This window comes from Frankia sp. QA3 (assembly GCF_000262465.1).
Taxonomy (GTDB): Bacteria; Actinomycetota; Actinomycetes; order Frankiales; family Frankiaceae; genus Frankia.
The window spans coordinates 658,554-669,739 of the sequence record NZ_CM001489.1; the positions used below are offsets into that span (position 1 = coordinate 658,554).

At 73.7% G+C, this 11,186-nt stretch carries 8 protein-coding genes; 2 read left to right on the top strand and 6 right to left on the bottom strand.

Annotated features, from left to right (window positions below; all coding sequences use genetic code 11):
* The 6 genes from FRAQA3DRAFT_RS02615 to FRAQA3DRAFT_RS02640 form a co-directional block, all read right to left on the bottom strand.
* Nucleotides 1-999, bottom strand: a 999-nt coding sequence (locus FRAQA3DRAFT_RS02615) for an alpha/beta fold hydrolase (RefSeq protein WP_063820776.1), incomplete at its 3' end; no start/stop codon positions are given.
* A gap of 113 nt (nucleotides 1,000-1,112) precedes the next feature.
* Nucleotides 1,113-1,289: a hypothetical protein gene (locus FRAQA3DRAFT_RS35695; RefSeq protein WP_009737508.1), complete on the bottom strand. Its 177-nt coding sequence runs from the start codon at nucleotides 1,287-1,289 to the stop codon at nucleotides 1,113-1,115.
* Between the two features lie 390 nt (nucleotides 1,290-1,679).
* Nucleotides 1,680-2,990 carry a DEAD/DEAH box helicase gene (locus tag FRAQA3DRAFT_RS02620; RefSeq protein ID WP_157467019.1) on the bottom strand — a complete coding sequence of 437 codons (1,311 nt, stop codon included), beginning with the start codon at nucleotides 2,988-2,990 and terminating at the stop codon, nucleotides 1,680-1,682.
* Between the two features lie 1,437 nt (nucleotides 2,991-4,427).
* Entirely contained in the window at nucleotides 4,428-5,729 is a 1,302-nt protein-coding gene (locus FRAQA3DRAFT_RS02630) for a DUF445 domain-containing protein (protein ID WP_009737511.1), read from the bottom strand.
* A 122-nt stretch (nucleotides 5,730-5,851) separates the two neighbouring features.
* On the bottom strand, nucleotides 5,852-6,163 hold the full coding sequence (locus tag FRAQA3DRAFT_RS02635; RefSeq protein ID WP_009737512.1) for a DUF6343 family protein: 312 nt from the start codon (nucleotides 6,161-6,163) through the stop codon (nucleotides 5,852-5,854).
* A 115-nt stretch (nucleotides 6,164-6,278) separates the two neighbouring features.
* A complete protein-coding gene (locus FRAQA3DRAFT_RS02640) occupies nucleotides 6,279-7,013 on the bottom strand; it encodes an enoyl-CoA hydratase-related protein (RefSeq protein WP_232291887.1) in 735 nt (244 codons plus the stop codon).
* 193 nt (nucleotides 7,014-7,206) lie between these two features.
* On the opposite strand from FRAQA3DRAFT_RS02640, the gene FRAQA3DRAFT_RS02645 reads away from it, so the two are divergent.
* Together FRAQA3DRAFT_RS02645 and FRAQA3DRAFT_RS02650 are read left to right on the top strand one after the other, a co-directional pair.
* Nucleotides 7,207-8,178, top strand: a complete 972-nt coding sequence (locus FRAQA3DRAFT_RS02645) for an acyl-CoA thioesterase II (RefSeq protein WP_009737514.1) — start codon at nucleotides 7,207-7,209, stop codon at nucleotides 8,176-8,178.
* An 803-nt stretch (nucleotides 8,179-8,981) separates the two neighbouring features.
* Nucleotides 8,982-11,186 (top strand): nitrate- and nitrite sensing domain-containing protein (locus FRAQA3DRAFT_RS02650; RefSeq protein ID WP_009737515.1); only part of this gene is annotated, 2,205 nt, incomplete at its 3' end.

Genomic DNA, 11,186 nt, shown 5'->3' on the forward strand with positions numbered 1-11,186 from the left:
CTCGGCCGCCGCGCGGCCCTCGCGGCCCAGCCAGTCCGCCATGAGGTCCGCGGTCAGCTCCGCGGCCTCGAGCATCGGCACGTGGCCCAGGCCGTCGAGGATCTCCACCCGCCAGTCGGGCCGCTGCGCGGCGACGTTGCGGGCCACGCCCACCGGGATCAGCCGGTCGGCGGAGCCGTGCAGCAGCAGCGTCGGCTGCGGCACGGTGCGGACCATGTGCGCCAGCGGCGCCGGGCGCAGCAGCGACCACACCACCGAGCGGGCCGCGCCCACGAAGGCCTGGTCGGCGTCGGGCAGCCCGCCGCGCTCCCGCTGGGCGCGTTCCATCGCCGCCAGCGCCGGCTCGGGGATCGCGCTCGGGTCGGCGGTGAGCCGCAGCAGGCTCTGGTCGACGAGTTCCCGGGGGGTGAACCGGGTCCGGCGGCGGGCGAGGACCGCGGCGCCGAGGCGGGGGACGAACAGGCCGGCGAAGATGCGGGCGATCTCCGGATCCGGGCGCACGCCGCGCGGGCGGGGCAGCGCCGGGTCGACGAGGATCAGGCCCGCGACCGAGTCGGGCCGGCGGCCGGCCTGCATCACGCTGATCATGCCGCCCATCGAGTTGCCGACCAGGATGGGCGGGGTGTCGAGGACCTCGGTCAGGAAGCGGTCGAGCAGACCCTGGTTGGCCAGCACGTCGGTGCGCCGGCCCGCGGCGGGGGTGCGGCCGTGACCGGCCAGGTCGACGGCCATCACCCGGTGGGTGGTGGTGAGCAGCGGGGCGAGCGGCAGCCAGTTGAGGTAGGAGCCGCCGAGGCCGTGCACGCACAGCAGCAGCGGACCGTCGGCCGGCCCGCCGAAGTCGACGACGTGCACCGGGCCGTCGAGCTGTGCCCAGGACGAGCGGAAGCCGTCACCGCTGGCCGGCGCCGTGACGCGTTCGTGCCCCGTGCCGGCCGGTCTCGGAGCGGTGGATCCGGTGGAGCCGGCGGCGCGCGGGGTCGTCTCGGGGCTGCTCATCCCTCGACGGTAGGACCACCCCGACGCCGACCGGAAGCCGGCGTCGGTGAGAAGAAACGCAAGGTCGGCCGCCCGACGGCGGCCGACCTGGAGAAATCCTGACCCGGTAGGGGTCACAACGAGCGGGAGACCCCGAGCCGCAGCCGCTTGGGGTTCGCGACGGAACCGAACGCGATCTTCTCGGTCGTGATCTCCGCGACCTCCGCTGCGTCGACGGCGCCGGGGACACTGTCCCGCGGACCCGGTCCGGAAAGACCCGAGGTCAGATGGGTCGACTGGTCCTGCTCCATGTGCGCGCTCCTTCCATCGATGTCGACACCTGTTCCTAAAACGGTATCGAGCGGACGGGGCACACAAAGACCTCGGGTGGCCCTGCTCACACCACAGATCCGAACCGTCGCGTCACGTGTCGGTGCTCCGTGGCTGGTGACGGGCCTGTCGAGGGTAGTCGACGGGGCGGGCACGGCAGCCCGTGCGGGTTGCGCCGCCGCTGCCCGGCCGGCACCCCATCCCGGCCGGCACCCCATCCCGGCCGGCACCCCATCCCGGCCGGCACCGCCGCCCTGACGGATCAGGGCGGCGGCGCCGGCGTCGGGAGCGGGTGGACGGCGGCGGGTCAGGCCGTCGGTGGGTCAGTCCGTCGGTGGGTCAGGCCGGCGGTGAGTCAGGCCGGCGGCGGGTCAGGCCGTCGGGGCCGGGGCTGCGGAGGTCGGGGCAGCCGGGGCGCCGGCGCGCCGCTGCGGCCGGCAGTGCGCGGCCCCGGACCGGCCGAAGCGGTGGCCGCCGTCGCGGCGGGCGTGCCGGTGCTCGCCGTCGCGGCCGCCGCCGGTCCGGGGTGAGCCGACGCGCGGCCCGTGCCCACCTGTCGCGCCGGCCGTGCGGGCCTGCGGGATCTCGTCCTTGCTGATCCGGGGGGCCGGCGGGCCGGCGAGCTCCAGGACGATGGGGTCGTCCGGCGTGGTCGGGACCGGGCGGGCCTCGATGCCGACCGCGCGCAGCAGCCCACGCACCTTGCCCCGCTCGGCGGGCAGGGTGACCAACACGTCGGCGCCGTCCGCGCCGGCGCGCGCGGTCCGCCCGCCGCGGTGCTGGTAGGTCTTGGCGTCCTCCGGCGGGCCGAGGTGCACGACCAGCCGGATGCCGTCGACGTGGATGCCGCGGGCGGCGACGTCGGTGGCGACGAGCACCCGGTAGAAGCCGTCGGTGAAACCGGCCAGCGCACGGGTCCTGGCCCCCTGCGGCATCCCACCGTGCAGCGGCTCGGCCGGCACGCCCGCGCGGCTGAGCGACTCGGCGACCCGGTCGGCGTCCCGCTGGGTCCGGACGAAGACCAGGGTGCTGCCCGAGCCGCCGGCGAGCGCCGTCACCAGCGCGACCTGCGCGGCGCGGTCGGGCGCCTCGAGGGCGTGCCGGACCAGCGTGCTGACCTGGGAGGTCTCCGAGTCGATCGCGACGAGGACCGGGTCGGGCAGGTAGTCCCGGACCAGGACCTCGACCTCGCGGTCGAGCGTCGCGCTGAACAGCAGCCGCTGCCCGGTGGACGGGGTGGCGTCGAGCAGCGCCCGCACGGCGGGCAGGAAGCCGAGGTCGCACATGAAGTCGGCCTCGTCCAGCACCGTCATCTCGATCTCGCCGAGCTCACAGGCGCTGCGCTCGACGAGGTCGGTCAGCCGGCCCGGGGTGGCCACGACGAGGTGCACGCCGCGGCGCAGCGCCGAGATCTGCCGGCTGATCGACGTCCCGCCGTACACCGGCGCCAGGCGCAGGTTCAACGCCCGGGTCAGCGGCTCGAGCGCGTCGCTGACCTGCTGGGCCAGCTCACGGGTCGGGACGAGGACCAGGGCGCGGGGACGGCGCGGCTGCGCCGGACCGCCGCTGGCCAGCCGGGCGAGTAGAGGCAGCCCGAAGGCGAGCGTCTTGCCCGAGCCGGTGCGCGCCCGGCCGAGGACGTTCTCCCCGGCGAGCACGTCGGGCAGGGTCGAGGCCTGCACCGGGAACGGTGCGGCGATGTTGCGGTCGGCGAGCGCCTTGATCAGGCGCTTGGGCAGGCCGGCGGCCTCGAACGACTCGGCCGGGGGCCGGGGGTCGCGCGTCGTGATGAGGGGAGCGGCCGGGCGTGCCGGGCCGCCGACACGGGAGCCGCCGGGCCGGGGACCGCGGCCCGCGGCGCGGCCGCCGCCGCGTCCGGCACCAACCGGAACGCCGCGGCCACGGGCCGGGCGAGGCTGGCGATGGGCAGCATGGGACTGGGAGTTTCCGTGCTGAGACAGAGGGATCCGCCGATCAGGTCAGGGCCACCATGAGATCAATTGGACGGGTGAGGAGGTCCACACCAGCCCGTTGCATCGTCCGGCGGCCGGGGTACGGCCGGCTCCGCGACCAGACCCAACGGCGGGTGATTCCCGCTATGGCGCTCGCACCGACCTCGCACACCCGACCATTCAGCCGGGCGCGGACAGCCGCTCGGGCCGTCGTCTCCTTCACGGTACATCGACGACCCGTGGATCGGGATAGGGCCGCGGCACGCAACGAGCCGTTGCATACCCCTCTGTGCCGGTTCGGGCGGTCACCGTGCGGCGGCGTGCTGGTGCGCGTCCGCACGGTCGTCCGCCCCATCCCGGCCATGTCCGCCGAGCGGCCGCGGCGCCGCGGCAGCGGTGGTTGCGCAGCGTGTCGTGGTGGTCCGTACTGCCCGCGTGGCCAGGGCGAACACCCCGGCGAGGGTGACATCGGGCTGATGGCGTGTGCACCCACCGCTTGCATCGCAGCAACAATCGTGGCGCCATCACCCATCGCGAGGGCCAGGGCGAGCAGGGACGCGATGAGGGTCACTATCGGGAACGTCGGCCTGTGCCGACCGGCGAAAGGCCCGCCCGCCTGCCCGCTGAGCAGGCAGAACAGCACCAGCGGCGCCGGGATGACCGCGGTCACGGCCAGATCGACGCCGGTGCGGTGGTGCGGCGGCACGAGGGACCAGGAGACCGTCGCGAACGTGGCGACCGGCACGGGTGCGACGGGACCTTCGGGTGGGTCGGCCGCCTCCCCGGAGGACCACCGGCGGTATCGCCCTTCCGGGTGGCCCGGTGGGCACAGTCCGACCGGGTCGGCGCCGGGGCAGGGTGGCCGGGCGGTCGGAGTGGCCGGGGCGGTGTGACGGGCCTGACGGCACGGCCGGGGAGGGCCGGGCGGCCGACACCCCCGATCCGGTAGCCCCGCGGGCCGGGGCCGACCGGGCCCGTCCCTGTGCACGTGCAGGCTCCGATGCTGCTGCGGGTGCTGTTGCCCACCCGGCCGCACGCCTGCTTTCCCGTGCGTCGGGCCGTGCGGATTGCGGTGCCGATGCGGGGTCGGATGTGCCGGCGGGATGGCCGCGGCGTCACCGCCGCCGGTGGCGGAAGGCGCCGGCGGGTGGCGGGTGACGGGCAGGGTCAGAAGGCCAGCTCGGTGAGGGCGTGGATGATCAGCCCGACGAGGGCGCCGACGACCGTGCCGTTGATCCGGATGAACTGCAGATCCCGGCCGACGTGCAGCTCGATGCGCCGCGAGGTCTCCTCGGGCTCCCAGCTCGCGACCGTGTCCCCGATGATCGCGGCGATGTCACCCTGGTAGCGGTGGACCGCCCGGGTGGCCAGGTCGGACGCGGCCCGGTCGACGGTGCGGCCGAGCTCCGGGTCGGTGGCCAGCCGCGCCCCGAACGCGGCCAGCTCGTCGGTGGCCCGCACCCGGGCGGTGCTGGTCGGATCGGTGGTGAGGTCGAGCAGGATCGTCCGCGTCGTCGCCCAGATCGCGGCGACGGCCCGGCCGACCTCCGCGTGCCCCAGCAGCCGCTGCTTGATCTGCTCGACCTGCTCGCCGAGGCTCGGGTCCGTGCGCAGGCGCTCGGCGAAGTCGCCCAGGAACCGGTCCAGCGTCTGGCGCACCCGGTGCTCCGGGTTGACACGCAGCTCCGCGACCGCCTCCAGCGCCTTGTCATACGCCTTGATCGCGACCGCCTCGTCCAGCCACTGCGGCGTCCAGCTCGGCGCCTGGTCGACCACGAGCCGGGTGAAGACCTCCGGATTGCGGGTGAGCCACTCCTGGACCTCGGCGACGAGGACGTCGACGAGCCGGACGTGCAGCCGGTCGTCGAGCACCCGCTGCAACGCCGCGCCGAGCACCCCGGCCCAGGGCCGCTCGACCACGCGGGGCAGCACCGCCTTCTCCACGACCTCGCGGACCAGGTCATCGCTCATCCCGGAGATGACGGAGGTGAGTCGCTGGGCGATCTCGGCCGTCACCCGCTCGGCATGGCGCGGCTGGCGCAGCCAGGACCCGACCCGCACCGAGACGCCGATGCCGTCGACCTTCTCCCGGATCACGTCCTCGGCGAGGAAGTGCGTGCTGACGAAGTTCTCCAGGCCCCGGCCGAGGGCGTCCTTGCGCTGCGGGATGATCGCCGTGTGCGGGATCGGCAGGCCGAGCGGGTGACGGAACAGGGCCGTCACCGCGAACCAGTCGGCCAACGCGCCGACGACGCCGGCCTCGGCGGCGGCGGCCACGTACCCCACCCAGCCGGGCCCGCCATGGCTGTGCCAACCCTGCGCGAGCAGGTAGAGGGTCACGACGGCGGCGAGCAGCCCGGTGGCGACCAGGCGCATCCGGCGCAGCGCGTGACGCAACCCGGGCTCGTCCGCCGTGCCCCGGGCCAACCCGGCCGGTACCGGCCGCCCGCCGCCCGCCGGCTCGCTCATCGGCCGCCGTCCCTCTCCCGTACCACCTCGATGCCCGCCCGGGCCCGACGGATCTGATCAGCTGATCCTCGGACACCTTATGCGGCCGGAGCCGGACATCGTCGGGCGCGGGCGGCAGGCGGTCACGGCCGCCGGGGTGGGGACCGGCGGGAATGGGAACGCTGGTGCAGCCGGCGCTGGATGACGGCGAGGTCGACGAGGGCCACCAGAGCGAGCAGCGCAAGCACCCCCGCGGCGGCGGGCTGGTCGCGCGCCGCGAACAGACCCGCCGTGACGGCGCAGAAGACCAGGCCGAACACGGCGAGCACCCGGCGTAGCCCGAGGGCGCTGCGCGCCGGCGGCGCGCCCGGCGGACCGGAGGAGAGGCGGTGCCACCAGCGCCGGCGCCGCAGGACGTCCCCCTGATCGCGCTGGCGCGGCAGGGAACTGGTCACGGTCCCCGGTATGCCCGGTCACGCCCGGGTGAACCGGCCGCCCTGGCCGGACCGGGCCGAGCGGGGGCTGTGCCCCCACTCGGCCGGGGGAGCGGTCGGGTCACGGACGGTGGCTTCAGCGCGTCCGCGGCGGCGCCGCTCGGCCCGGCAGCCGCGCGGTCATCGCTGCCTGCGCCTCCGCCGAGGCGAGCCGCTCGGCGAAGATCGCGCCCTCGACGTCGATCCGTTCGAGCACCCGTGGGGTTCCGCCGTCGTGGAGCAGGGCGCGGGTGGCGGCCAGGGCCTGTGGCGGCTGCGCCAGCAGCGCCGCGACCCGGTCGTCGACCCGGGCGCGCAGCGCGTCGGCGTCGGGCAGCACCTCGGTGACGATCCCCAGCCCGGCGGCCTGCGCGGCGCCGAACGGTTCGCCGAAGTACGCAAGCCTTGCCGCCGCTGCGGGCCCGACCCGGCGCGGCAGCAGCAGGGACGAGCCGAACTCGGGCACGACGCCGAGGTTGACGAACGGGATGCCCAGGGTGCTGCGTTCGGTGGCGTACACCAGGTCGCAGTGCAGCAGCAGCGTCGTGCCGATGCCCACCGCCGGCCCGTCGACCTCGGCGACGAGCAGCTTCGTGCCGCGGGCGACCGTCCGGATGAACGTCATCGTCGGGCCGTCCGGGGCGAGGTCGGCCGTGGCCAGGAAGTCGGCGAGGTCGTTGCCGGCGGTGAACGAGCCGCCGCTGCCGCAGATCCGGATGATCCGCACCCCGGCGTCGGCCTCGGCCTTCGCGAACGCGTCGGCGAGTGCGGTGTACATCGCCTGGGTGAGGGCGTTGCGCTTGTCCGGGCGCGCGATCCGTACCGTGAGCACGCCGTCGGCGACCTCGGTCTCGATCTGGCTGCTCAGTGCGGCCTCCTCGTGCCGACGGGCAGTGGGCTGACACGTACTGTGTCACCGCCACGTACTGTGTCACCGCGTCGGCCCCGCGCGAAAGCATTCCCCGGGTGGGTCCGGTCGGGACGACCCGGCCGCAGGGCCCGACCGGGCCTGCCAGGATGAGAACGTGACAGACCCGTGTGAACCCGGCATCCCGCCCAGACCTGCGGCCGATCTGCCGACCCAGCTCCGTCCGGGAGCCGGTCCGCAGCGGGCCGACCGGTCTCGCGGTGACCTCCGCGGCGACGCCACCTCCCTCGCCGAGCTGCTCGGGCTGACGGTCGACCCGGGGGAGTACCGCGGCCGCTTCGTGGCCGACGCCCATCTGCTCAACACGCGGGGCACCCTGTGGGGCGGCTGCGGTCTCGCCGCCGCGATCGCCTTCGTCCAGGCGTGTGGCGGCCGGGACTGCCTGTGGGCGCACACCCAGTTCCTCGCCCCCGTGCATGCCGGTGAAGAGGTCGAGCTGAGCGTCGACCCGGGCAGCGGCGGACTGTCGCAGGTCGTCGTGCGTGCCACCGCGGCCGGCCGGCTGGTGTTCCTCGCGGGCGGTACGTTCAGCCGGGTGACCGGCGCCGTCAGCCGGTTCGGCCCGGACGGGGACTGGGCGCCGGATCCCGACGGCTGCCCACCACGGGAGTACCCGACCTGGCTGGACTTTCCCCGCGACGGCGTGATCTCCCTGGTCGAGCAGCGATGGGCCCGCCCGGCCCGGACCGACCTCGACGGGCGGCCGGGCGGCGGGCGCAGCGCGCTGTGGCTGCGGCTGCGGCCCCGGCTGCCGCTGCACGCCGGGGTGCTCGCCCTGCTCGGCGACTTCGCCCCGGTCGGACTCATCGAGGCCACCGGGGACATGGCCGCCGGCACGAGCCTTGACAACAGCCTGCGCATCGTCACCGTCCCGACCGGCGAGTGGGTGCTGCTCGACGTGCGGGTCGAGGCGATCGTCCGCAACGTCGCGCAGGTGCGCGGGTGGATGTACGACCGCACCGGTGCGCTGGTCGCCACCGTGAGCCAGACGGCGCTGGTCCACCGGGTGCGCCCGCCGGCCTCGGCGAGCCGGGACGACCGACCGTCACCCGCGCCGACCGCCGGTTGAACCGACCGCCGGTTGAACCGACCGCCGGCTGAACCGAGGGCCGGCTGAACCGACCGCCGGCTGAACCGAGGGCCGGCTGAACCGACCGCCGGCCCCTTCCCATGGCCGGCCCGTGCCCGCGCTGCCCGGTGTGCCGGGATCCGGCACACCGGGTGGATTGAAACGCCGGCCGCCGGGGTATGTCCCGCCCACGTCGGCTGCCGCGCGGGTGGGCATTGCCGGGTCATGTCGGGTGCTGGGGAGTCCCGAGACGGGCTCTTCACAAGCCGATAAGAGCGCGTATTGCAACGCTGAGGGACGGACGCCCGCGGCGACGTGACCGCCGCTGTGCGTCCCGCGATGTGCGGATGTGTTCCGGGCAACATTCGTGTGTTTGTGTTGTCGCCGGCCGAGAGTTCGGCCATCGAACCCGCGCCGCCGACCGGGGTGCCTGTGCCGGCTCCTGCCATCTGCTGCCAATCAGTGCTCGTTCCGGTGCGTGGACGTTGCTTGGTCCGGGCTACGCTGATTCCAATTCGGAGTGGCTGCCCTATCGGTCTTCGCGGTTCGGAACGAATGTCCGTCACGCGGTGCGACGCCGCCATGCTCTTCCGTTAAAGGGCCCCGCCCCTAACGCGGCCGCTTCATTCACCCGCTAGAGTTATCGGCGCCCCAGGAACATTCACCCGATGTTCGGGCCTCGCTCCCAATACCCCGGTCCGGGTGTTGTCGCGTGTGGTCCTTCGGGGACTAGTCCCGTTGAACTCGAACACTCACCCCGCACATGAGGCGCCCAACTCCCGGGTGCCGGACGAGAGGACCGGATGCTCCAGAATTGGCCCATCCGCTCGAAGCTCGTGGTGATTCTCGTCGTCCCCCTGGCCGCGTTGGCGGTACTGAGCGCGATACAGGTGCGGGGGAACGTCGACAACGTACGGGCCGCGAACCGCATCAAGGCGCTGGCCGCCTTCTCGATCAAAGGCAACGACCTGGTCGCCGCGCTCCAGGCCGAGCGGTACGCGACGAACGCCTATGTCGGTTCCAACTACATGGCCGCCGGCCCGGGACAGGCCACCGTCGCCACCCGCGGCCCGGTGGATCAGGCGTTGGGGACCTATCGTGCCGGCGAGGCCGGGCTGCCCTCGGCCGCCCGGGACGCCCTCGCGACCACGCTGGCGTCGATCTCGACGCGCCTGGACCGGCTGCCCGCGCAGCGCAAGGCGATCGACGCCCGGCAGGCCCAGGTCGACCAGAACATCATTTTCTACGACGACCTGGTGCACGATCTCCTTTCGCTCAACGCCAGCCTCGCCACCGGCAGTGACGACGTGTCGCTGGTCAACGGAGCCACCACGCTCGTCGGTATCTCGCGGGCGAAGGAGGAAGCCGCCCAGCAGCGCGGCGCGATCGGCCGAGTGATCATTTTCGGTCGGACGGATTCCGAGACCCTGCGCCAGATCGAGACCGCGGCCGGCGCCGAGGACGCCTGGCTGCAGCAGTTCCGAACCACCGCCACCGCGGATGAGCAGGCGTTTTACAACGTCACCGTCGGCCGCACCATCTCGGCTGCCACCGCAATGCGCGACGACACGGTCAACGCCGTTCAGAATGGCCAGCAGCTGACGATTACCCAGCAGATCTGGTTCACCACCGTGGACCAGAAGATCGCGGCGATGCGCCAGGTCGAGCGGCGGATCGCGACCGACCTGGGCTCCACCAGCGAGGACATCGCCAGTTCAGCCACCCGTAACGCGGTGTTCGGCAGTATCGGCGTCGCGTTGGTCCTGGTCGTGTCGGTGGTGATTTCGCTGCTGGTCGCGAGCCCGATGATCCGGCATCTGCGCAAGCTGCGGCGCGGCGCGCTCGAAGTTGCCAACGAGCGGCTACCCGGGGTTGTCGAGAGGCTGCACCGAGGTGAACAGGTCGACCTGTCGGCGGAGGAATTCCCGGTCGAAGTACAGAGTACGGACGAGATCGGCCAGCTCGCCGAGGCGTTCTCCATCGTGCATGCCGTCGCGGTGCGCACCGCGGTGGAACAGGCCGCGATGCGCAAGAGTATCGGCGACACCTTCCTCAACCTGGCCCGCCGCAGCCAGGCCCTCATTCACCGCCAGCTCAAGGTCATCGACGCGCTGGAGCGCAAGGAGACCGACCCGGACGAGCTCGAGGAGCTGTTCCGCCTCGACCACCTGGCCACCCGCATGCGTCGCCACGCCGAGGACCTCATCGTCCTGTCGGGCTCCAAGCCCGCGCGTGGTTGGCGCCGACCGGTGGCCGTCAAGGACGTCGTGCGCGGCGCCGTCGCCGAGGTCGAGGACTACACCCGGGTGAAGGTGATGCCCATCGACGGCGGGGCCATCAGCGGGCACGCCGTCGGTGACGTCATCCACATGCTCGCCGAGCTCATCGAGAACGCCACCTCCTTCTCCCCGCCGCACACCCCGGTCCAGGTCAACGGGCACGAGGTGTCCAACGGTTTCGTCATCGAGGTCGAGGACCGCGGTCTCGGGATGAGCCCGGAGGAGTTCCACTCCCTCAACGAGCGGCTGGCCAACCCGCCCCCCTTCGACCTGTCGACCAGCGAGCGGCTCGGCCTGTTCGTCGTCGGCCGCCTTGCCGAGCGGCACGCCATCTCGGTGGAGCTGCGTCCCTCGCCCTACGGCGGCACGATGGCCATCGTCCTGGTGCCGGCCACCCTGCTGCGCCAGCCCGAGGGCGACGGCGACACCCGCCCGGAGAGCACCGCGACCGTGCGGGCGCTGCCCGTCGCGGCGGTGCCCGCGCTCGACGGCCCGGCGGTCGACGAGGACGGGTTCGGCGGATCGTTCGTCGACGCCGACGGCAATCTGGCGGTCGCCCCGGTGCCGGAGCAGCCGGCGGAGGAACCACGTCGCCAGGACGAGACGCTCATCGACGACCTGCCGGTCTTCGCCACCGTCCGGTCGAGCTGGTTCGTCGCGGACCGTCCCCGCCACCGTTCCAACGGCCGGCGCCCCGACGGCCCGCAGCAACCGTCGGCGCCGCGCCCC